Here is a 20,640-nt window from a genome sequence, read left to right as displayed (position 1 = left end):
TTTTGAGCATCTTCTCACAGAGATCCCGAAACATCTGGATGACACGGACCGTGGATTTCTGGAAGACCTGCTCCCGTGGTCACCGAACCTGCCGGCGAACTGCCGGAAATCCGGAAAAGGAGAAGTGAAATAGAGATTGGAGCAAATCTGTCCTTATCATACAGGTTTGCTCCAGATTTGTACAGGTACGAGATATCTACCGTTTACAATTTATGAGTCAGACCATTCTTGAAAACGATGGAGGAAACCTGCCCATCCACCATATAAACGGAATCCAGAATCGTGTCCATGTAGGCTTTAAGGATCTCCGGTGATACGTTGGCGGCAAGGTTTTTGAAATAAATATATTCTTTGTTCTGTAATTCTTTCTGGATGAGAAGGTGGCTTGCCTGTTTGATGAAATCTTCATCCGAGAGAATAGAATCTGAATTTCTTGTGATCATTCCAAGCTGGGCGTTAATATCGTCAAGGCGTTTGGAGATGTCTGCTTTTCTCAAAATAAAATCCTTTTCTGAGATGGCATTATCCGAATATAAATATAAATCTTGCAACCTCTGCATGGCACGTTCCTGTTTTTCTTTCTCCTTTCTGAGCGCGCTGAGTTCTGGATTTACGGCTGCACGTTTCTTTCGCGGTTTTTTGATGGAGAACACGAAAGAATTATCGGAACCGTATCTGGACAGGAGGTTGAAGAAATCGTTCAGTCCGTCCTGCTCAATATGGGAGATATCAGAGAATGTGCTGCCGTGGAGAAGGTGCCTTTCCAGTTCTTCCGGCGTGTAGATTTTGGAGAAAGTTTTCTTCGCATTGAGCATATTCAGGATATAGTTGATAACAAATTCCCCTATGATGAGATCATTGACCGCCGGGTTATCGCACTCGCTGGATTTCCTCTTCATCGGGCAGGAGTATACGGAAGTGCGGTAGCCGTCAGCATGTTTTCTCCCCGGGGTGGCCGTCAGCTTATTTCCGCATTTCCCACAGAATACAATGCCGGAAAAGATGTGGATGTTTGTGCGTTTGCATTGTTTCCCGACAGAATTTTTCTGTCTGCTGTTTTCTTCGAGGATGAAAAGCATCTTTTCATGCTCTTCAAGTGTGAAGATTGCCGGGTGGTGGTTTGGTATCATTACCCACTCATCTTCCGGGTTTATGGTTCTGTTTTCGGTACCCTTGTATCTGTTGTATCGGTAGATACCAGCATAGAAGGGACTGGATGCGATAATCCAAACAGTAGTGGGAGTCCATTCGGCACCTGCCCTGGTGAGATGTCCGGAGGTATTGAGCATCCTGGCTGTTCCGGTAAGTGATCTGTTCTGGATATAATCGTCTTTCAACATCCGGCATATAGAGGCTTCATCTTCCCGGATGGAGAACGTCATACTGTCCGGATCATAGTCATATCCAAAGGGGATTCTCCCGCCGTTCCACAATCCATTGTTTGCCCTGGAGATCATGGTTGCGGTGACACGCTCGGAAGTCATGTTACGTTCCAATTCTGCAAACACAAGGATGATTTTGAGCATAGCCTCACCGATTGCGGTTGAGGTGTCAAACTGCTCATTTTTGCTTACGAAGGTCACCCGGAGTGATTGGAGTTCCTCATACATTTCTGCGAAGTCAATGAGATTCCTTGAAATCCTGTCGATTTTCCATACCAGAACATGAGTAAATTCTCCATTGCGTATTCTTTTCATCATTTCTTGAAATGCCGGCCGGTCCGTATTCTTTCCTGAATATCCAGCGTCCTCAAAGACTTCGTAATTATCCGTGCCGAGGATGAGATTGCAGTATGCTATGAGGTCCTTTCTCTGCATAGGAAGAGAATCCTTATCAACCTGATAAGAGGTTGAGACACGGAGGTAAATTGCAACCTTTGTTTGCTTTGTGGAGGCGTTCTGGATGATTTTGAGATTGTTTTTTCTTGCCATGATAATTTCCTCACTTATATAAGAAAAGCCCCTGCACGGGGCTGTCCTTAAATGATATGCGGCACATATTTATTGAGTGCCGCCCATACGATTTGTCTGTCCTCTTTTGTGGCGAGCTGGTAACAGGCAAGGAGCCGTTGGAGCTCCAGGATAAAAGCGTCCTGCTCTGGGACGGCGGGTTCCTGTGGCGTGACGGTGACACGTTCAGACATCTGCATTCCCTCCATTTCTGTTTTTGAGACAATAATTAAAGTATTCCATTGATATTACGCTTTCTTGGAATCAGTATATTTTTCCGGGACAACCATATGGGTACGGAGAAAGTCTTTGCACATCTGCTGACGGTCAGCAGGAATGTGGGAGATAATCTCAATCCACTCATTATCAATAGGCAGCTCATTATTTTGAGTTTCTGAATATGGAGCCTGTCCTATTCCATAGATAAGTTCATCTGTACTGATATGGAGATACTCTGCAATTTCCATGACGATATCCAATTTTGGATATCGCCCCATTTTCCAGGTTCCAGTATTTCCGCTTGCGCGTCCCAATTCTTTTAGGACCGCAGTTATATTCGTTCCATGACGTTCACAAGCAGATTTGAAGTTATCGTAAAACATAATACCTCCTTAAAATAAACTCATAAAATTGAGTAAATGTATTGACTTACTCAATAAAATGAGTTAATATAACAAATGTAAGATGATTTTAAAGATTGATTTAAAGATGAAAATAAAGATTAAATCAATCTTCATTTTAAAGCAAAATCACCAATATGTAAAGAAAGGAGTGAGAAGATATGACAGAAAAATTGTCTCCTTGGTGTAAGCGGGCAAAAATTGCAATGATAGAAAATGATATTGCTGTAAAAGACCTCTCTGCTGAGCTGGAATACAACAGATCATATATATCGTCCGTGTTAAACGGAAGAGTAATAAGCCCTCCAGTCCGAAAACGTATCAGTGACTTTTTAAATATATCCGATGCGGATGATGATTATGATTGACCTTGATTCAATTATATGACAATGGATGGCAAAAAAACATGGAGTGTGACTATATGAATGGGATTGAAAATGTATATCTTGCCTGTAGAAAAGAAGCCGCAGAGCATAACGATAAACTGAAAAGTAGAGAAATGGCCGCAGAGATGCTGGGTGTTTCCACATCTACACTTGCCAATTATGAGTTGGGAGTTACAAAGAATGTTCCTCCGGATAGTGTTGTAATGATGAGCGATTTATACGGGAAGCCGGAATTAAAAAATTATTACTGCAAACACGAATGTCCGATAGGAAAGGATTTTCCTCTTGCCGTTCAAGAAAGCGGATTACAGGGCATTACGGTAAAAATCCTGAACAGCTTGGATGATGAGGATATAAGGGAGATGAAGAAAAACCTGCTTTCTATTGCGGCAGACGGGGAAATATCAGCGGATGAGCAGGAAGAGTTCAGCAAGATTGTAAAAACACTGGAAACACTGGAGAGTGCGATTTCAGAACTTCGGATACTTGCAGAGAAATATCAGAAGAGATAGGGGCGGATGTGGATGGAACTGAAAGAAAGACTGGCAAAAATATTGAAAAACAAATATGGAATTGAGACCGATGAGGATTTGACAAGGGAGCTGGAACACATGCCAGAAATTGATTTCGGAATATTCATAAATGCGGAGATAAAGGAGGAAATAAAAAGTGCGTAAAAAAGATGTGGTGAGAGCATTAAAGGTATATGCCGTTGATGCGGCCGTGATATTTCTGGCAGTCCAGATTATATCCATAATGAGGTAGATAAGGTGAAAAACGAGGGAGGAAAACAAAGATGTTGGAAAAATGGATTATAAGGCATTGGATTGCATTATGCGTGGGATGTGTATTAATGGGAATCGCATTACGAATCGCGTATGCAGAGCGGGGATACATGGCTTTTGGGGGTGAATGGTTGATTATCCCAGCGGTATTTGCGGTTGAGGGATATATCAAAAAAATGAGGAGGAGAAAAGGTGCAGGACTACAGAGAAATACGGGAGAGCATGGAAAAAGAGGGGTACAAACTGCAAGACGGAGAGTATGAGGATCTTCTGGAATACGCCAGAAGGAAAGCAAAAGCTGCAGGGAAAGATGAGAGCTACCTTCCGCTGCTGCTGCCAGATGTGATAAAGGAATATTTTTTCAGAGCATACATAAATCTGGCAGGAATGATGGCGGTGGAAGGCTCGAATATATAAAAATTTCAGAGAAAAAGGAGGTACAACACAATGAATGAAGTGACAAACGTAGATTTTACGAGACAGCCACAGGAGCAGGAAAAGGTACAGGTGCCAAGAACATCACAGACTGAAATGATGGTAGCACGGCAGGCTCAGGAAGTGCAGGTTGCGATGCTTGCCGCAAAGAAATTTCCAAGAGATCAGGTCGTTGCATTTAATAATATCATCAGGGCGTGTCAGAGAATGAAGCTGGCAGAAAGCTCCATGTATGAGTACCCAAGAGGAGGAGAAAAGATTACCGGTCCGTCTATCCGTCTTGCGGAAGCGATTGCGCAGAACTGGGGAAATATTGATTTTGGATTCATGGAGCTGGAGCAGAGGAACGGAGTCAGTCAGGTTATGGCATATGCGTGGGATTTGGAAACCAACGCAAGGCAAACAAAAATGTTCAGCGTTCCACATATTCGTCATACCAGGAGGGGGGATTACCCGTTGACAGATCCAAGAGATATTTATGAGATGGTGGCAAATCAGGCAGCAAGGAGAGTAAGGGCGTGTATCCTTGGCATTGTCCCTGGCGATGTTGTAGAAGCGGCGGTAGAGCAGTGCAATAAAACACTCCGGGAAGGATATGAGGAGCCGCTTGTTGACAGAGTAAGAACGATGGCCAGAGTGTTTGAAAAAGAGTTTTCTGTTACGCTTCCGATGATTGAAAAATATCTTGGATGCCGGAGTGATGCCTTTTCTGAAAATGATTTTGTCCGACTGAAAAAGGTATATGTTGCCTTGCGGGATGGGATGGCAAAACGTGAGGATTATTTTGAGATTGCCCTCCCGGCAGATGAAACTGAAATTAGCGATCCGTTTGACGGAGGAAAGAAAGAAACGGAGAAGAAAGGCACGGAGAAAGAGGCGGTGACGGATGCAGATTAACCAGGATAATTATTATAGCGAAGCTGCAAACAGGGAATTTTTCTCTGTGTCGCAATACAAATCATTCATTAGTTGCGAGGCAAGGGCAATGGCTGAGCTTTCCGGGGAGTATGAGAGGCCGGTGACGAAAGCCCTTTTGGTGGGAAGCTTTGTGGACCGTTACTTTGAAGGCACACTGGATGAGTTCATGAAAGAGAATCCTGGAATATACACCAGGCGCCGGGAACTGAGAGCGGATTTCAAAAGGGCAAACCAGATCATTGAAATCGTAAAAACGGACCCGAAGTTTATGGATTCAATGAGCGGGGAAAAGCAGAAGATTTTTACTTTTGAGATGTTTGGGGTACCGTGGAAAATTAAACTGGACAGCTATAATCCCGGAAAGGCTATTACTGATTTGAAGGTAGTGGCCAGAATGGACAGACTTCCTCAGTGGAGATATGACATCCAAGGGGCTGTATATCAGAAAGGCGTGGAGATATGCACTGGAGAAAAGCTTCCGTTTTACCTGGCTGTGGTGACAAAAGAAAAGGTGCTTGACCGGGATATTTGGCAGATTCCGCAGTCCACACTTGACTTTGCACTGAGGCAGGTGGAAGAAAACATCGGAAGATATGCGGATATAAAAGAAGGGTACATCGAGCCGGAACATTGTGGAAGGTGTGATTACTGTAAGAGTATCAAAAAAGCAAGGGTGCGGAATTACAATGAATTATTGGAGGCATAGGACATGAAATTGATAAGAATCTTAAGCGACAGGGTGCAGATCAGGTCTGATTATAAAGAGTTTGACGATGTGAGGATTAATGACTTGATATCTGTATCGGATGGAGATGTGGAACTGGTGACAATGGTGAATGCGCTGACTGATACGGACGCAGAAGATGAGCCTGAAATTGATGATAATGATTATATCATGGAACGTGGAAGTGTGAAGATGTTGGAATGTTCCATCATTGGAACAGTAAAGGATGGGAGTTTTGAAAAAGCCGTTGACCGATACCCGACTATGAGGGTGGAGGCGCACAGGATTGGCCGGGAGGAATTTGTATCCATGCTGAAAAAATATATGGACGGGTTCTATATCGGTGATTACACGGCATACGGGATTCCTGCATATGTAGATGGCAATAAGTTTTTTCAACGGCATTCCTGTGTGGTAGGAAACACTGGAGCCGGGAAGTCAGAGACTGTGGCAAAGATTTTAGAGCAGGTGAGCAAGCTGCCGGGCGCAAATGTGATTGTCTTTGATATTCACGGGGAATACCGGAATCTGTCTTATGCCAGAAATATTTCCGTTGGGAAGGAGAAGCCTTTCCCAATATGGATGTTCGGATTTTCGGATATGATTTCCAATATTCTGAAGATAAAAGAGGAATCAGCGACCGTGGCCATGACAGCACTGCGGAAATGCTATTACAAAGTTTGTCCGAACGGGAAGGAAAATAAACCAATATATTTCAGCTATGTGGAGTTTGTGAAGCTGATGAAGTTTCTGGACGAACAGATGATAGGCACGGGGGAGGTATATAAATCCGGAGAGAAGGCCGGCCAGGAAAAAGTGACGAAAGGGGATTATAACGGGAAGCTGACCAATGTGGTGAACCTGCTCGTGGATAAGATGGCAGATAGCAAGTACAGGTTTCTCTTTGAGGATATGCCGCAGAAATATCTCTATGATTTTGTAGCAGAGATTATGAACAATGATGTTCCCGTGAAGAATATCGACCTGTCAGAAATCCCGCACGATGTGGCAATCCCAATCATCGGGGTGATTACGAAGCTGGTGTATGAGATACAGCGTACATATCCTGTTTCAGAGGTCCATCCAGTTACACTGGTGTGCGATGAGGCCCATGTATATATTCCAAACGATTTCCAGCTTTCCGCATCACAGCGGCGCATGGTGGAAATATTCGAGGATATTGCGAAGGAGGGCAGGAAATTTGGTACCACGCTTTTTGTAGCAAGCCAGAGGCCGTCAGGACTGAATAAAACCATTATGGCTCAGTGTGCGAATTTCATTGTGGGGAAAATGAACAACGAGAACGACAAGGCTATGATTAAAGGAATGATGCCAGATGGGAGTGAAAGCGTGATCGATGAAACTGCGATGTTTCAGCCTGGGGATGTATTCGTGATAGGTGACGCCGTACCGATTCCGATGAAGATTCATGTTGGGCTGGCAAAGGAGAGGCCACAGTCCAGGACAATCGCTTTTTGGGATAGATGGAGAGATGAGAAATTTCTTGATTTTGCGAAGGCCACGACAAGGTATATCACGGGATGATGGAGGCGGAAGAGATGGCACAGAAACGGATGTTTACCATGAAAATTGTGGATAGTGATGCTTTCCTTGATATGCCGCTGTCAACACAGGCGTTATATTTCCATCTGAATATGCGGGCTGATGATGATGGATTCATAGGGAACCCGAAGAGGATAATGAGAACAGTCGGGTGTCACGATGACGATTTAAAAATGCTGATTTTGAAACGGTTTGTTCTAACCTTTGAAGATGGAGTGATCGTAATAAAACACTGGAGGATGCACAACTGTATTTCACAGAACCGTTATCATGAGACGCAATATACAGATGAGAAAAGCCAGCTTCTTCTCAAGGAAAATAAATCGTATTCCAGGACTCATGGAGTGCCGCTGGATGATAAAAAAATTATTGAAGCACAGAGTCCACCAACACCCGCTCTTCCGGATAAGAAGAAAGGGGAGGAGACAGGGAAAAGGAGAAACAACTATCCCACAGAATTTGAGGAATTTTGGGCCGAATATCCAAAGAAGGCTGATAAAGGACAGGGATATAAAAAATATCAGGCCCGTATCAATGATGGATTTTCTCCGGAAGAATTGCTGCTGGCGGCGCGTAATTACAGGACGGAGTGTGAGAGAGAACATACGCCATTGAAATTTATCAAACATGCCAAAACGTTTTTGGGAGATGCAACTCCATTTTTAGATTATATGCCAAAAGAGATTCCCAATGCATCTGCACCAGCAGAAAATGGAACGGCTGATTTTGAGCAATATTTGTAAATTTTAAGGAGGTGCGATATGGATGCGACACAGTTTTTGCCGAGCGGCCCAAAGCTTGGTGTAAATATACAAAATGGAGATTATCAGGACGAAAAGGGGATCTGGCATTGCGGAAAATGTGGAAAGCCTAAGCAGAAAAGAATAGACACAGAATTATTCCATAAAACCGTATGGTGCCTGTGCGATTGCGAATTTAGTGTGCTTGAAGAGAAAAAAAGACGGCAGGAACATGAAGAGGAGATACGGAGGATACAAAGATTGAAGGATGCTTCCATGATGGATAATAAATATCAAAAAGCCAGTTTTTCCTCATATGTGGTAAGGAACGAGAACAGAAAGGCATTCCAGATTGCAAAAGCGTATGTCAGGGATTTCCGGACGATGGTAAATGACGGCCATCCGAAAACCGGAGAGAAAAATATTGGTCTGGTTTTTTATGGGAAAGTAGGGACCGGAAAAAGTTACACGGCAGCCTGTATTGCCAACGCCTTGATTGATGAAAAAGTTTCTGTAATCATGACATCATTCGTAAAAATATTGCAGGACATACAGGGATGCGAGGATGAGGCAGAATATATTAATATCCTGAACGGGTGCAGCCTACTTATTATTGATGATCTGGGAGCAGAAAGGAACACGGACTATGCTTTGGAAAAAGTGTATAACGTGATTGATGGAAGAGCGCGGGCAGATAAACCGATGATATTAACCACAAATCTCTCTTTTGATGAAATGATGAGAAATCCTGATATCAGGTACCGTAGGATTTACGACAGGATATTTGAAACATGCATTCCTGTGGAGATATCTGGAAACTCTTTCCGGATTATGAGGGCAGCACAGCGGCAGAAGCGGCTGGAACATTATTTTGAAGTAGAGGAGTGAGAAAGATGAGAGCGACACAGAAAGTAGGGCAAGAGATACGGAGAGTACGAACTGCGATGGGGCTTTCGCAGAAAGAGCTTGGGGCACTGATAGGAAAGAGCGAGAGCCAAATCGGAGCGTATGAAACAGCAAAGACCAGTATTGCGATTGATGTTCTTTTTAAAATTGCAGAGGCGGCAAAAATCCGCCCGGAGGAATTGATTACGGGACCGGTAGCGAAGGAAGAAAATACCGGATGGGATGCGGAACTCCGTATTTACAATTTGGAGGACCGGAAACAGGTCATGACAATTCTTGCCGTGAATGGGTACGATGTAGGGCAGCACAAAAAGAAGGTTACGCCAACCGGAAAAACTGTTGCTTATTATGTCCACGCAACGGATAAAGAAGGGAATGCGGACACCTCCAAATAAGGGGGAACTATGAAATATCAAAGAAAGCCGGCAGTCGTTGAGGCATTCCGGTTTGATGCTGATGCGGAGATAATGGCTCCGGAATGGTTCATGAAAGAAGTGGACAGAGAAAATATATTCATTGATAGGTGTGTCAGGGATGGAGCAATACATGTTTATGGATGCACTGTCTATGCAAAGCCTGGAAAGATGAAAGCAAAAATCGGAGATTATATTATCCTGGAGCCGTCCGGAGAAATAAGGATATGCAAAGAAAAAGAATTCAGAAAGGAATATGAAAGGGTGCAGGGGGATGGAGCTTAAAATTACTATTCCGTTACAGCCAGTAACGAAAAAAAATTCACAGAGGATTGTGAGATGCGGGAGTTATAGCAAAATTATGCCAAGCAAGAGATATGTGCAGTATGAGAAGGACTGCAGGTATTATCTGACGAGGGTGGAGCCACCGATAGCAGAGCAGTGTGAAGTGACATGCCTGTTTTATATGAAGACGCGGAGAAAAGTTGACCTGACAAATCTTCTGGAAGCTGTGGACGATGTGCTGGTAAAGTATGGAATCCTGGAGGATGATAACAGTAAAATCATAACTTCCCATGATGGGAGCCGAGTGCTGTACGATCCGAAGTTCCCACGCACAGAGATTACGATAAAAACCATGAATTAAGAGGAGGAAATGGAGATGCAGATTCAAAACTGGAAAGAAATTACAATGGACAGTGATACGTTTGCAAAGGTCAGAGATGATTTTGATACGCTCTTGCAAAGATTGTTCCAAAAGATGCAGCAGAATAATTCCGATGAAGGAAGCATCAGCCTGAAAGTAGATGTTGAAATGGTAGAAGATTACATACCTGGAGAAAATGGCATTGCACGAAAAATAGAAAAACCAATATTAAAGCACAAGATAACAACAACAGTTCCAGTGAAAGATAGTTTCGATGGAAAAAATAACACGGAGATGGAACTCGTGTTTGATGAGGATTTACAGAGATATGTATTGAAATATGTTTCTGTCGGCCGGCAGAGAAGTATTTTTGACCCTGATTTTCAAGACGTTGTAGATTGCGAGGCAGAGGAAATCAAGAACACCCCGGAGGGAATCGCCGTCAACAATATGATGCTTGAGGATAAAGGACATACTTCAAGAGATTATTTCGATTCAGAAGAGGATGATGAAGAAAGAGAATAAGAAGTGCCGGAAGAAGAAAAAAGACGGCGCACGAGGCAATACGGGAGCCGCACAGGAGGTTTTATAGAATGAATAGAGGAAATACAAGATGTAAAAAATGCGGAAAAGAAATCAGGTTTATCCGCACCACGGCAGGAAAGAGTATGCCGTGTGATTCTGGTTTTATATATTACAAAGAAGAACTAGAAGGAAAAGACAGAATTGTTCTTCCAAATGGACAGGTAGTGGTCGGAACGATTGTAAATGGTCCGGAGCTTGCCGATGGATTTGGATTCATTTCACATTTTGCCACATGTGAATTTTCACAGGCGTTTAGGAGGAAAAAGAAGAAATGTGCGAATTGAAAGAAAAAAAGAGAATGAGATTAAATGATTTTGCTGAAGACGTCCATCAGATAGCAGTGGAACATGGGTGGTGGATAAAACCTCCTTCCTTTCCGGAGGTAATTGCTTTATGTCACTCTGAATTATCAGAGGCATTAGAGGAATACAGAAAAGGAAAAGGAGCAAATGAAACGTATGTAATAAATGGGGCGCCACAGGGCATTCCCTTTGAATTGGCAGATGTAATTCTGCGGATTTTAGATTACTGTGGTCACGAGGGTATTGACATTGAAAGATGCCTTGAAGAAAAGAACAATTTCAATCGGAACCGGACGTTTATGCACGGAGGAAAAGTAATATAAAAAAGTAAGCCCCTGCTGAATAATCACATCAGACAAAGGCTCACACGATGACGAGTATCCCTATTATAAGCGGGACAGAGATTTTTGTCAAATGATTGTTTAGGAGGGGCTGTTTTAATGGATGCGAAAGAATATTTAGGCCAGGTAAAAAGCAGAGAGGCGAGGATAAGGAATCTTCGCAGGGACAGAGAGGGAATTGTAAATATGCTTTATTCCCTGGGAGGGGCTAGAGAGGGGGAACGGGTACAGAGCAGTAGGAATAATGATAAATTCGGAACGTTATATGGACGGATTGATGAAATGGAGAGGGAAATTGACAGCCAGATTACGGATCTCATGCGCTTTCAACTGAAAGTGTCTATGGAAATAAATGAGCTGAAAACAGATAAGTATATGACCGTGCTGAATTGCAGATACATACACTTTATGTCGTGGGAGAAAATAGCGGAGAGTGCTTTTGATGTAAAGTATACTGTGAGGCATATCTTGAAGATGCACGGTTATGCACTGTTGGAGTTCCAGGAGATCCATGGGGAGATGCTTGCAGAAATGGATGCAGGAAAGAGTGCGGCAGTTTCGTGCAGTTCACATTAGTTCACCAAATGACACCTTTGTTCATGGAAAGTTCGCAAAAGTTCGCAAAATGACACTAAATGACATAAAATATCACTGGAATGACACTGGGGAAGGGTGATATAGTGTAAACTGCAACAGGAAGAAACAAAACATGCCCTTGTGGAAACCTGTTGTCGGCTGTGTTGTGCCGATTCTTTCTCATTCAGCCCTGCCCGACAGGGCGGGGCATTGAAAGAAGAAACAGCATAAAACGAATATGGAAAATGATAAGGATTGTACGGAGAGTGCAGTCCTTTATTTTTTGTCGTGAATGGGGAAAGGAGCTGGTGGCATGGGCGAATTGAAAATGGTTTATAAGAAGATCGAAGAGATCTTACCGTATGAAAACAATCCACGGAATAATGATGAGGCTGTGGATGCGGTAGCGGAGAGCATACAGGAATTTGGTTTCAAAATCCCTATTGTGATCTCAGGCGATAATGTAGTAGTGGCAGGGCATACGAGAATAAAGGCGGCAAAGAAACTGGGCATGAAAGAAGTGCCGTGTATTGTTGCCGATGATCTGAACGAAGAGCAGATTCGGGCGTTCCGTCTGGCAGACAATAAATCTGCCGAGATTGCTACGTGGGATGAGGAAAAGTTAGAGCAGGAGTTGGCTCAGATCATGAGCATTGATATGTCGCTGTTCGGATTTGATGGGGAGGAAAGTGATTTCGCAGATGAGATCACGGATGATAAGTATACCTTCAACACCAACATACCACAGTACGAGATCACAGGGGAGCAGCCTACCATAGATGAAATGCTCGATGAAGAGAAGTCGAAACAGTTGATTTCTGAGATTGAGAAGGCGGAAGGGATCACGGAAGAGGAAAGAAGATTTCTGATTCAGGCTGCCCGGAGGCATAACGTGTTTAATTACCGGAATATCGCAGAGTATTATGCACACGCCACACAGGAGATGCAGAGACTGATGGAGAAATCAGCTCTCGTCATTATTGATATGGACAATGCGATTGCGAATGGGTACGCAGCCCTGTTCTCCGATGTCCTGGATGTTATGGAGGGCGAGGAAGATGCGTAATGATTTTGCAGTATTCATATTAACTCATGGCCGTGCGGACAATGTGGTGACGATGAGAGCCTTACAGAGAGGCGGCTACACCGGAAGATGGTACATGATCATAGACAATGAGGACAGTGATACAGAAAAGTACCTGGAGAATTTCGGGAAAGATCATGTGATCATGTTTAATAAGCAGGAAGCATACGACCGGGCAGACACGATGGATAATTTCAATAATCACCGAGCCATTATCTATGCGAGAAATGAGTCTTTCCGGATCGCAAAGGATCTTGGGCTGACCTATTTCTTGATGATGGATGATGATTATAAAGAGATAGATTTCCGGTATGCAGAGGGGAAGAAACTTGCGGCGAAGCCTGCAAGGAACCTGGACAGAATATTTGAGGATATGCTGAAATTCTTGGATGTGTCCGGAGCGGCAACCGTGGCATTTGCACAGGGAGGAGATTTCGTCGGCGGTCTGGATGGAGGAAACTTTAAGAAAAGGCTCCTCAGGAAAGCAATGAACAGCCTGTTTTGCAGGACGGACAGGCCGATTGATTTCAGAGGCACGATGAATGAAGATGTTACGACCTATACCACATTGGGAAGTAGGGGAAGGTTATTCTTCACATTATGCGATATGTGCATTATTCAGTTGCCTACTCAATCTTTGGATGGAGGAATGACAGAGGCGTATCTGGAAACAGGAACATACGTGAAAACATTCTATTCCGTGATGGCGATGCCTAGCTGCATAAAGGTGGGGATGATGTACAGCAAGCACAAAAGGATTCACCACCGGATAGATTGGGAGTGCTGTGTTCCGAAAATACTGAATGAGAAATACAGGAAGGTGGTCTGAGAGGATGGAAAATATAGCAGGGGATAAGATGTTCAGCCATATTGGAAGAGTGCTGAACGACCAGAGACCGATCACGGCAGATATTTTCCTCACGAATTACTGTAATAACAAATGTCCGTATTGTACCTATGGACGCTGGGAGCTGGATGCACAGGCATATTCGATGAAGTATGAGGAATTTATCACCTATGCGGAAAGACTGCTGAGCCTGGGCGTAGAGGGATTTATTCTGACTGGAGGGGGAGAGCCTACCATCAATCCGGATATTATGAAGATTACAGCATGGATGGAAGGGAAGGGAATCCATTACGGAATAAACACGAACTTTAACAGATTGGTATATATAAAGCCGGATTATCTGAAAGTCTCCCTCGATGGATGGGATGAGGAAAGCTATGAAAAGCGCAGAGGCGTGAGAGCTTATGAAAAGGTAAGGGATAATATAGCACGCTATGCGTCATGGAAGAGGATAAACAGCCCTGAAACATCACTGGGGATTCAGATTGTCGTGCAGGACCATGAAGAGGTTTACCGTTTTTATGATGCGAATAGAGACCTTCCCGTGGATTACATATCCTTCCGTCCTGCAGAGTCTACCGCAGGAGATTTTTATAATCACGAGTATGCTGAGAAAGATATAAACCAGAGTATCGAGGCAATAAAGAAGCTGAAACAGGAAGATGAGAGAGTAACTCTTAATTTTAAATGGGAAATGCTGGACCGGCAGGAAGATAGATGCACGGCACAGTGGGCGCAGATCGCCGTGAATGAACACGGGGAAGTGATGTACTGCTGTCATAAACCGTACCAGATTGTGGGCCATGTGATGGATGAAGATATTCTGGAAAAGAAGAGAGCGGCGTATACAGATATGGGGCAGTGCGACATCCCGTGCAGAATGACAGCGCCGAATATGTTTGTTGCACAGATGGAAAAGGAGAGAAAGGATGCGTTTTTTATCTGAGTGCATGGAGAGATAGCAGGACAGAGAGGTGGTGAAGTTGGCGAATGAGGAAAACCTGAAAAAAGGGGCGCCGTATCGGTTCCGAACAGGAGAGCAACAGGTGGAGATAGCCAGGCGGGGAGGTATTGCATCAGGTGAGGCCAGGAGAAGAAAAAAGACTATGAAGGAGACAGCAAGGATGCTCCTGGACATGGAGATACCGGATGCAGCGAAGGAACTGAAAGCGAAACTGAAAATGATGGGAATATCCGAGGAGGACTTCACATACCAGTCTGCGGTTATGGTGGCAGTGCTGAATCAGGCCATGAAAGGGAATACAAAGGCGGCGACTTTCCTGCGGGATACGGTCGGTGAAAACCCTATGCTGATGGAAGAGGAAGGTTCGTCGCTTGCCGATGCAATTGAAGAAGCATACAGAAACAGGATGGAGGAGAGCGAAGATGCTGAGCAGTGAGGCAATAAGATATTACGCTGTCCATCCCGTGGAGTTTGTGCAAGACATTATCAGAGCCACACCGGATGATAAGCAGGCGGAGATATTAAATAGCCTTGTTGTGAACCCCATGACCAGTGTTCGTTCCGGCCACGGTATCGGTAAGAGCACAGTTGAGGCGTGGGCGGTTATATGGTTCCTTGTTACACATCCGTATCCGAAGATACCTTGCACAGCGCCAACACAACATCAGTTATACGACATCCTGTGGGCCGAAATTAGCAAATGGAAGCGCAACAATAAAGTTCTGGATAATGAATTGATTTGGACAAAAGAAAAGCTGTATATGAAGGGACATTCGGAAGAATGGTTCGCCGTGGCACGTACAGCCGGTACACCGGATGCATTGCAGGGATTCCATGCGGAACATATGCTTTATATCATAGATGAGGCAAGCGGTGTAGATGACAAAATATTTGAACCTGTTCTTGGTGCACTGTCAACACCAGGGGCAAGGCTTTTGATGTGCGGAAACCCGACGCAGTTGTCGGGATTTTTTTATGACAGCCATAATAAGCTTCGGCAGCAGTATAAAACATTTCATGTGGACGGCAGGGAAAGCAGCCGGGTGTCCGATGAGTTTGTGCAGACCATCGTCAATATGTATGGCGAGGACAGCGACGTGTTCCGAGTCCGTGTGGCCGGAGATTTTCCCCTGGCAGAAGATGATATATTCATACCGTTACCGCTGGTGGAGAAAAGCATCCAGACAGAATATTATCCGAGAAAGATACCAGATAATATTCACATAGGATGTGACGTTGCACGATTTGGAACAGATAAGACAGTAATCGGATTCCGAACAGATGAGAAAGTGCAATTTTTTAAAAAGCGTGTTGGCCAGGATACCATGAAAACAGCAGATGATATTGTGCTTCTTGGAACACTTCTCGTAAGCCAATACGGATTGAAGAAAAACAGGGATCTGCCCATTCCCATAAAGATTGACGATGGGGGCGTGGGAGGCGGAGTTGTGGATCGTCTCAGGCAGATGAAGAGGAATAATCCTGACCGTCTGTGGTGGATGGAGATTTATCCGGTAAAATTTGGACAGAAGATAAGGCACAAATTTTATGATGACAGCACAACATATATGATGGCGAATTTGAAAAAGTTGTTGCAGCCGTATGACGATGATGGAAAACCGAAAGATGTTGAGATTATACTTCCCGACGATGATGCGCTGGTAGCGCAGTTGTCCGGCAGGAAATACGGCATGACAGAAAACGGGAAAATCAGAGTTGAGAGTAAAAAAGTGATGAAGGCGAGGGGCGTTCCGTCACCGGATGAGGCAGATTGCGTTTTACTCGTATGTATGCCTGTAAAAAGACCGAAGGCAAAGAAAAAGAAAGAGGGATAATCAGGGATGGCAAAAGCAAATAGAAAAGGCGGAAGGGTGAGAGCAACCGTGATTAAGGAGCACAACCCAGCCGGGCACAATATCAAGAAAGCGGATGCCTCTACCCAGGTAACCACCGAGGCGGCCTTTAACGCCGGAGATTGGATAGAGCCGCCGGTGGAGCTTATGGGACTTAAACAGCTTGTGAACGGAAGTTCTATTCTTCCGCAGTGCATCCGTGCTTACAAGAACAATATAGCTGGATTTGGAATTGGCGTGCGGTATTGCGTGGACAACGAGGAAACGCCAGAAATGGCGGCTGAATACAAAAAGGCAGAAGAGATTATCGAGCTTCTGAATACAGAGCAGGACACAAAAGAAGTGTTTGAGGATGTGATTGAGGCAAGGGAGACATACGGTATTGCCTACATAGAAGTGATGCGGAATCTTGCGGGGGAGGTTTCTCAAATAGAATTTATCCGGGAGACGCCTACCATCCGGAAGACTCGGCCGTTACCTCCGTATATTGAGACTCCGTATTACCACCACGGGAAAGAAACTCCCCGCAGAAAGAAATACAGGAAATACAGACAGCAGATAGGCGCTGATATTGTGTATTTTAAAGAGTTCGGCGATCCGAGGGTTATGGATAACAGGAACGGTGAATACATAAAGGACGGCGAAGCGCTGGAAAGGTGGCATCAGGCCAATGAGATTATGGAGTTCACCATAGGAACTGAACCATACGGCGAGGTACGTTGGATAGGTCAGATTCTTGGAGTGGACGGTTCCCGGGCGGCAGAGAACTTGAATAATAATTATTTCAAGAACGGCAGGCATACGCCTTTGATGATTATGGTAAAGGGCGGCACGCTCACGGATGAGAGCTTTACCAAATTGCAGGAGTACATGAACGGCATTAAGGGAGAAGCCGGACAGCACTCTTTCCTGGTGCTTGAGGCAGAGAGCGTGGACGGACGTTCTGATTTTGAGGATGAGAAAAAGCCGGAAATCGAAGTGAAAGACCTTGCCAGTATTTTGCAGAAGGATGAGCTGTTTCAGGATTATCTTGAGAACAACCGTAAGCGGGTGCAGTCCGCTTTCCAGTTGCCGGATTTGTATGTGGGATACACCACGGATTTTAACCGGGCAACGGCACAGACGGCGCAGGAAGTGACCGAAGAACAGGTTTTCCAGCCGGAAAGGAAATCTCTGGCGTGGGCGATTAATAATAGGCTTTTGAATTGTTACCAGTTCAAGTATGTGGAAGTTTATTTCATGGCTCCTGATATTTCCAACCCGGATGATTTGTACCGGATGCTCACGGCGGCAAACAACGCAGGTGGAGTAACACCGAATTTTGCACACGAACTGATTTGTGAAATGACTGGAAAGCCATCGGAAGATTTCCAGGAAGAATGGGGAGAAATTCCGATGGCAGTTCTCAAAAATAATGGTACCAATATCAATTATTCCGATGTGGTACAGCAGTTATCCGGGCAGATTGCGAAGGCGCAAGAGAATCGAGAGCCGGATGAAATTGTGGCAGTGATGAAAGAAGTCCGCAAAGTACTGATGGATATTAAAAAGCAGGCGGGGTGATGGTATGGAAATCAATGTAAATCCGCTCGTGGACGCCATCGACAGATATATCGCAAAGGCAGATGACGAACTGGAAAAAACACTGACGGAAGAAGGCTATCCGGGAGCAAAAAGAGCCGTGGAACTGACATCTCTTTTGGAGGACGCTGTGGACGGGGCGCTTGAAACGGATTCTCTTGAATTTTTGGAGAGAGTGCAGGAAGCCACGGAAGTACCCGGATTCATAACAGATGTATGGCCTGGGATTAAAAATGCGGATAATCTGAGGGATGCCCTGTATCAGATATTCCGGGAGCAATTTGATGAGATGATGAAGGGATTCACGTATGATTGGATGCTCGCAGAGAATCCGGTGCTCGCCGGAATGGATGAAGCAGTTACCAGACCTGCCGAGGCGTTCATTGAAGGATGGTCCGGGGAACTGGCACGGATTATGAACCTGAACACAAAGGACACTATGGAACGGTTGCTGCTGAAAGCACAGGAAAAACAATGGTCCGTGGATAAACTGGCGGAGGAAATCGGAAACAGCGGCATCCGTAATCATGGGTACCGGAGCCGGAGGGTGGCTCTTACGGAAATGTTAAGAGTAGAAAGCTATGCACAGCAGGAAAACATGGTGCAGAATCCGTTGGCGTATAAAAAAAGATGGATTCATACATCATCTGCACACCCAAGAGAAAATCATATTGCGATGGATGGGCAGGAGGTATATAAGCGCGAGTTTTTTGAACTGACCGGGAAGGATGGAGGAACGTATCTTGTACTGTGTCCAAGAGACACGAGCCTTCCAGCGTCTGAAACCGTGAATTGCCACTGTCTTATGGAGACCATAGCGAATGAGAACGCTATGGGAATGAGCAAGGATGAGATGGCAGATCTCCGGAAACAGTATATGGATGAGGTTAATGCGGAATATGATGCATGGGAACAGAAATTCAAAGAGGATAACGGAATCGAGGAACCGAGGGATGACCCAAGCGTGACTTGGGAAGTATACAATTCCTATTATGAAGCATACAGAAAGGGAGAGATTGCATGAGATATATGAAACAGCACGGCACACGAGCGCCGTGTTTTTTATTTGCCTGAAAATGTAAAAAATGACACGGAAGGAGTGAGAGTGTTGCCGAATAAAATATCAAAATCTTATGCAATCAGTGATGCGAAAATTGCGTTTGTCTCCCTGGTTGATAAGGCTGCGAACAGGCGTGAGTTCCTGATTACAAAATCGGCAGGAAACAAAGCTGAGTTCCAGACATTTGGCCGGATACTCAAGACCGATGCTGAAAAGCATTATGTCACTGGAGTCGTATATGAACCGATGACAGAAGATACTGACGGAAATTATATGACGGAAGATGAGATAACAAAGGCCGCACATTGGTTTATGAAAAATGCCGGAGATGCCGACATCCAGCACTGCTTTGAAAAGGCAGATGGTGTGGAGGTTGTAGAATCTTATGTTGCGAAATGCGATATGGAGATTGAAGGCCAGTCGATTAAAAAGGGGACCTGGCTCATGACGATGGAAGTCTCTAACAATGATGTGTGGGATAAAATCGAAAAAGGTGAAATCACAGGACTCTCTATGGGAGGGACAGGTTCATACAGCAATGTGGATGTGGATATTTCAGATCCTGACAACCCTGTTGAGAAAGCAGGAGGCAAAAAGGGGATTCTGAAAGCACTTGCATCCATGTTTGGTATGGACGTAGTGGAAAAGGGTGCTGTCAAAGAAAATTATAAACAAAGAATCGTGAGAGATAATTTCTGGACGGCTTATTATTCTCTGTCTGATTACTTGCTGGAAACATACAACCCGGAAACCGGCAGATTTGAGCCGATACACGATGAAACCAAAATCCGTGAGGCATTGGAGGATTTCAATTCTATCATCACAGATTTGCTCACCAGCGATGATGGTGTTTTTAAATCCATTGAAAAGGCCGGGAAGAAGATGAGCACGAAAAACAAGGAAACACTGGAGGCAATCCATGAGAACCTCGGTGAATTCCTTTCCAGATTCAATGATGAAGAGGAGGAAGAGGAAGTGAATAAAAGCGAAGTAGAAAAGATTGTGCAGGACGCAATCGAAAAGGCCATGAAGGGTGGAGTGCAGAATACGTCCACAGGTGGTTCTAATAAAAAAGAGGAAGAGGAGAAAGACGGCGTTGCTAAAAACGATGCACGGGGCGGTAATGAAGCCTCAGAGGGGATTACAGTGAAAGCCATCGAGAAGATGGTGCAGGATGCTATCAAGAAGCAGATGGAGCCGGAAGAGGAGTCTCTGACTATGGAAGCTGTGGGTAGAATGATCGAAGATTCCGTTGCGAAAGCGATGGAGCCTGTGCTGAAAAGCGCCGGACTTCCTACAAACATGAATGACACTGTGCAGAAAGGCTCTGAGGAAGAGCATTATCTTCACGGCTTTATCTAA

The 20,640-nt window shown here is 44.6% G+C and carries 27 protein-coding genes; 24 read left to right on the top strand and 3 right to left on the bottom strand.

The genetic code is table 11. From position 1 onward, the window contains the following. Positions 1-203 precede the first annotated feature (203 nt). From B5E53_RS07335 to B5E53_RS07330, 3 genes are read right to left on the bottom strand one after another with little or no spacing between them, the layout of a single operon-like run. The gene (locus tag B5E53_RS07335) at positions 204-1,931 is read right to left on the bottom strand and encodes a recombinase family protein (protein WP_204245505.1); all 1,728 of its coding nucleotides are present in this window, start codon (positions 1,929-1,931) and stop codon (positions 204-206) included. A gap of 47 nt (positions 1,932-1,978) precedes the next feature. Then, the gene (locus B5E53_RS19165; protein ID WP_162611834.1) at positions 1,979-2,143 is read right to left on the bottom strand and encodes a hypothetical protein; all 165 of its coding nucleotides are present in this window, start codon (positions 2,141-2,143) and stop codon (positions 1,979-1,981) included. Between the two features lie 54 nt (positions 2,144-2,197). Then, positions 2,198-2,551: a hypothetical protein gene (locus B5E53_RS07330; RefSeq protein ID WP_087313625.1), complete on the bottom strand. Its 354-nt coding sequence runs from the start codon at positions 2,549-2,551 to the stop codon at positions 2,198-2,200. A 179-nt stretch (positions 2,552-2,730) separates the two neighbouring features. Between B5E53_RS07330 and B5E53_RS07325 the strand changes: the two genes are divergently transcribed. From B5E53_RS07325 to B5E53_RS07215, 24 genes are all read left to right on the top strand, one after another. After that, complete coding sequence (locus B5E53_RS07325) at positions 2,731-2,937, top strand: helix-turn-helix transcriptional regulator (RefSeq protein WP_087313623.1); 207 nt, start codon at positions 2,731-2,733, stop codon at positions 2,935-2,937. Between the two features lie 38 nt (positions 2,938-2,975). After that, on the top strand, positions 2,976-3,467 hold the full coding sequence (locus B5E53_RS07320; RefSeq protein ID WP_087313621.1) for a helix-turn-helix transcriptional regulator: 492 nt from the start codon (positions 2,976-2,978) through the stop codon (positions 3,465-3,467). Positions 3,468-3,479: 12 nt separating this feature from the next. After that, entirely contained in the window at positions 3,480-3,632 is a 153-nt protein-coding gene (locus tag B5E53_RS19490; protein WP_204245504.1) for a hypothetical protein, read from the top strand. A 300-nt stretch (positions 3,633-3,932) separates the two neighbouring features. After that, positions 3,933-4,157, top strand: coding sequence for a hypothetical protein (locus B5E53_RS07315; RefSeq protein WP_087313619.1), 225 nt, complete (start codon positions 3,933-3,935; stop codon positions 4,155-4,157). Positions 4,158-4,187: 30 nt separating this feature from the next. After that, positions 4,188-5,072, top strand: a complete 885-nt coding sequence (locus tag B5E53_RS07310; RefSeq protein ID WP_087313617.1) for a hypothetical protein — start codon at positions 4,188-4,190, stop codon at positions 5,070-5,072. Next, positions 5,062-5,799: a PD-(D/E)XK nuclease-like domain-containing protein gene (locus B5E53_RS07305; RefSeq protein WP_087313615.1), complete on the top strand. Its 738-nt coding sequence runs from the start codon at positions 5,062-5,064 to the stop codon at positions 5,797-5,799. The genes B5E53_RS07310 and B5E53_RS07305 overlap by 11 nt, the downstream gene beginning before the upstream one ends. 3 nt (positions 5,800-5,802) lie before the next feature. Continuing rightward, on the top strand, positions 5,803-7,362 hold the full coding sequence (locus tag B5E53_RS07300; protein WP_087313613.1) for an ATP-binding protein: 1,560 nt from the start codon (positions 5,803-5,805) through the stop codon (positions 7,360-7,362). A gap of 14 nt (positions 7,363-7,376) precedes the next feature. Next, positions 7,377-8,123, top strand: coding sequence for a hypothetical protein (locus B5E53_RS19485; RefSeq protein ID WP_204245503.1), 747 nt, complete (start codon positions 7,377-7,379; stop codon positions 8,121-8,123). Between the two features lie 18 nt (positions 8,124-8,141). Next, positions 8,142-9,008: an ATP-binding protein gene (locus tag B5E53_RS07290; RefSeq protein WP_087313611.1), complete on the top strand. Its 867-nt coding sequence runs from the start codon at positions 8,142-8,144 to the stop codon at positions 9,006-9,008. A gap of 5 nt (positions 9,009-9,013) precedes the next feature. Further along, complete coding sequence (locus B5E53_RS07285; RefSeq protein WP_087313609.1) at positions 9,014-9,421, top strand: helix-turn-helix transcriptional regulator; 408 nt, start codon at positions 9,014-9,016, stop codon at positions 9,419-9,421. 9 nt (positions 9,422-9,430) lie between these two features. Further along, the gene (locus B5E53_RS07280) at positions 9,431-9,724 is read left to right on the top strand and encodes a hypothetical protein (RefSeq protein WP_087313607.1); all 294 of its coding nucleotides are present in this window, start codon (positions 9,431-9,433) and stop codon (positions 9,722-9,724) included. Beyond that, positions 9,696-10,085, top strand: coding sequence for a RusA family crossover junction endodeoxyribonuclease (locus tag B5E53_RS07275; protein ID WP_343215608.1), 390 nt, complete (start codon positions 9,696-9,698; stop codon positions 10,083-10,085). The genes B5E53_RS07280 and B5E53_RS07275 overlap by 29 nt, the downstream gene beginning before the upstream one ends. Before the next feature lie 15 nt (positions 10,086-10,100). Further along, complete coding sequence (locus B5E53_RS07270; RefSeq protein WP_087313603.1) at positions 10,101-10,610, top strand: hypothetical protein; 510 nt, start codon at positions 10,101-10,103, stop codon at positions 10,608-10,610. Between the two features lie 68 nt (positions 10,611-10,678). Continuing rightward, on the top strand, positions 10,679-10,954 hold the full coding sequence (locus B5E53_RS07265; protein ID WP_087313601.1) for a hypothetical protein: 276 nt from the start codon (positions 10,679-10,681) through the stop codon (positions 10,952-10,954). Beyond that, entirely contained in the window at positions 10,942-11,295 is a 354-nt protein-coding gene (locus tag B5E53_RS07260) for a hypothetical protein (RefSeq protein ID WP_242963566.1), read from the top strand. The genes B5E53_RS07265 and B5E53_RS07260 overlap by 13 nt, the downstream gene beginning before the upstream one ends. A 117-nt stretch (positions 11,296-11,412) precedes the next feature. Beyond that, complete coding sequence (locus B5E53_RS07255) at positions 11,413-11,889, top strand: hypothetical protein (protein ID WP_087313600.1); 477 nt, start codon at positions 11,413-11,415, stop codon at positions 11,887-11,889. A gap of 313 nt (positions 11,890-12,202) precedes the next feature. After that, on the top strand, positions 12,203-12,955 hold the full coding sequence (locus tag B5E53_RS07250; protein WP_087313598.1) for a ParB N-terminal domain-containing protein: 753 nt from the start codon (positions 12,203-12,205) through the stop codon (positions 12,953-12,955). Then, complete coding sequence (locus B5E53_RS07245) at positions 12,948-13,802, top strand: hypothetical protein (RefSeq protein ID WP_242963565.1); 855 nt, start codon at positions 12,948-12,950, stop codon at positions 13,800-13,802. The genes B5E53_RS07250 and B5E53_RS07245 overlap by 8 nt, the downstream gene beginning before the upstream one ends. A gap of 4 nt (positions 13,803-13,806) precedes the next feature. Beyond that, entirely contained in the window at positions 13,807-14,766 is a 960-nt protein-coding gene (locus B5E53_RS07240) for a radical SAM protein (RefSeq protein WP_162611832.1), read from the top strand. Between the two features lie 37 nt (positions 14,767-14,803). Further along, positions 14,804-15,220 carry a hypothetical protein gene (locus B5E53_RS07235; RefSeq protein WP_140401456.1) on the top strand — a complete coding sequence of 139 codons (417 nt, stop codon included), beginning with the start codon at positions 14,804-14,806 and terminating at the stop codon, positions 15,218-15,220. Further along, on the top strand, positions 15,207-16,619 hold the full coding sequence (locus B5E53_RS07230; protein ID WP_087313593.1) for a hypothetical protein: 1,413 nt from the start codon (positions 15,207-15,209) through the stop codon (positions 16,617-16,619). The genes B5E53_RS07235 and B5E53_RS07230 overlap by 14 nt, the downstream gene beginning before the upstream one ends. Positions 16,620-16,625: 6 nt before the next feature. After that, positions 16,626-18,200, top strand: a complete 1,575-nt coding sequence (locus B5E53_RS07225; protein WP_087313591.1) for a phage portal protein — start codon at positions 16,626-16,628, stop codon at positions 18,198-18,200. 4 nt (positions 18,201-18,204) lie between these two features. Next, complete coding sequence (locus tag B5E53_RS07220; protein ID WP_087313589.1) at positions 18,205-19,242, top strand: hypothetical protein; 1,038 nt, start codon at positions 18,205-18,207, stop codon at positions 19,240-19,242. 84 nt (positions 19,243-19,326) lie between these two features. Beyond that, positions 19,327-20,640, top strand: a complete 1,314-nt coding sequence (locus B5E53_RS07215; RefSeq protein WP_162611831.1) for an XkdF-like putative serine protease domain-containing protein — start codon at positions 19,327-19,329, stop codon at positions 20,638-20,640.

This window comes from Eubacterium sp. An11, from assembly GCF_002161065.1.
In the GTDB taxonomy this organism is placed as follows: Bacteria; Bacillota; Clostridia; order Lachnospirales; family Lachnospiraceae; genus Anaerobutyricum; species Anaerobutyricum faecale.
The sequence above is the reverse complement of the archived record's forward strand: the minus strand, read 5'-3'. Positions and strand labels throughout refer to the sequence as shown.

What these genes read in the sequence shown, in the direction of transcription:
- B5E53_RS07310 (WP_087313617.1), top strand. Translation starts at nt 4,188, where the DNA reads ATGAATGAAGTGACAAACGTAGATTTTACGAGACAGCCACAGGAGCAG.
- B5E53_RS19165 (WP_162611834.1), bottom strand. Translation starts at nt 2,143, where the DNA reads ATGTCTGAACGTGTCACCGTCACGCCACAGGAACCCGCCGTCCCAGAG.
- B5E53_RS07220 (WP_087313589.1), top strand. Translation starts at nt 18,205, where the DNA reads ATGGAAATCAATGTAAATCCGCTCGTGGACGCCATCGACAGATATATC.
- B5E53_RS07290 (WP_087313611.1), top strand. Translation starts at nt 8,142, where the DNA reads ATGGATGCGACACAGTTTTTGCCGAGCGGCCCAAAGCTTGGTGTAAAT.
- B5E53_RS07260 (WP_242963566.1), top strand. Translation starts at nt 10,942, where the DNA reads ATGTGCGAATTGAAAGAAAAAAAGAGAATGAGATTAAATGATTTTGCT.
- B5E53_RS07280 (WP_087313607.1), top strand. Translation starts at nt 9,431, where the DNA reads ATGAAATATCAAAGAAAGCCGGCAGTCGTTGAGGCATTCCGGTTTGAT.
- B5E53_RS07275 (WP_343215608.1), top strand. Translation starts at nt 9,696, where the DNA reads ATGAAAGGGTGCAGGGGGATGGAGCTTAAAATTACTATTCCGTTACAG.
- B5E53_RS07240 (WP_162611832.1), top strand. Translation starts at nt 13,807, where the DNA reads ATGGAAAATATAGCAGGGGATAAGATGTTCAGCCATATTGGAAGAGTG.
- B5E53_RS07255 (WP_087313600.1), top strand. Translation starts at nt 11,413, where the DNA reads ATGGATGCGAAAGAATATTTAGGCCAGGTAAAAAGCAGAGAGGCGAGG.
- B5E53_RS07320 (WP_087313621.1), top strand. Translation starts at nt 2,976, where the DNA reads ATGGAGTGTGACTATATGAATGGGATTGAAAATGTATATCTTGCCTGT.
- B5E53_RS19485 (WP_204245503.1), top strand. Translation starts at nt 7,377, where the DNA reads ATGGCACAGAAACGGATGTTTACCATGAAAATTGTGGATAGTGATGCT.
- B5E53_RS07325 (WP_087313623.1), top strand. Translation starts at nt 2,731, where the DNA reads ATGACAGAAAAATTGTCTCCTTGGTGTAAGCGGGCAAAAATTGCAATG.
- B5E53_RS07265 (WP_087313601.1), top strand. Translation starts at nt 10,679, where the DNA reads ATGAATAGAGGAAATACAAGATGTAAAAAATGCGGAAAAGAAATCAGG.
- B5E53_RS07330 (WP_087313625.1), bottom strand. Translation starts at nt 2,551, where the DNA reads ATGTTTTACGATAACTTCAAATCTGCTTGTGAACGTCATGGAACGAAT.
- B5E53_RS07285 (WP_087313609.1), top strand. Translation starts at nt 9,014, where the DNA reads ATGAGAGCGACACAGAAAGTAGGGCAAGAGATACGGAGAGTACGAACT.
- B5E53_RS19490 (WP_204245504.1), top strand. Translation starts at nt 3,480, where the DNA reads ATGGAACTGAAAGAAAGACTGGCAAAAATATTGAAAAACAAATATGGA.
- B5E53_RS07335 (WP_204245505.1), bottom strand. Translation starts at nt 1,931, where the DNA reads ATGGCAAGAAAAAACAATCTCAAAATCATCCAGAACGCCTCCACAAAG.
- B5E53_RS07250 (WP_087313598.1), top strand. Translation starts at nt 12,203, where the DNA reads ATGGGCGAATTGAAAATGGTTTATAAGAAGATCGAAGAGATCTTACCG.
- B5E53_RS07245 (WP_242963565.1), top strand. Translation starts at nt 12,948, where the DNA reads ATGCGTAATGATTTTGCAGTATTCATATTAACTCATGGCCGTGCGGAC.
- B5E53_RS07225 (WP_087313591.1), top strand. Translation starts at nt 16,626, where the DNA reads ATGGCAAAAGCAAATAGAAAAGGCGGAAGGGTGAGAGCAACCGTGATT.
- B5E53_RS07230 (WP_087313593.1), top strand. Translation starts at nt 15,207, where the DNA reads ATGCTGAGCAGTGAGGCAATAAGATATTACGCTGTCCATCCCGTGGAG.
- B5E53_RS07270 (WP_087313603.1), top strand. Translation starts at nt 10,101, where the DNA reads ATGCAGATTCAAAACTGGAAAGAAATTACAATGGACAGTGATACGTTT.
- B5E53_RS07300 (WP_087313613.1), top strand. Translation starts at nt 5,803, where the DNA reads ATGAAATTGATAAGAATCTTAAGCGACAGGGTGCAGATCAGGTCTGAT.
- B5E53_RS07305 (WP_087313615.1), top strand. Translation starts at nt 5,062, where the DNA reads ATGCAGATTAACCAGGATAATTATTATAGCGAAGCTGCAAACAGGGAA.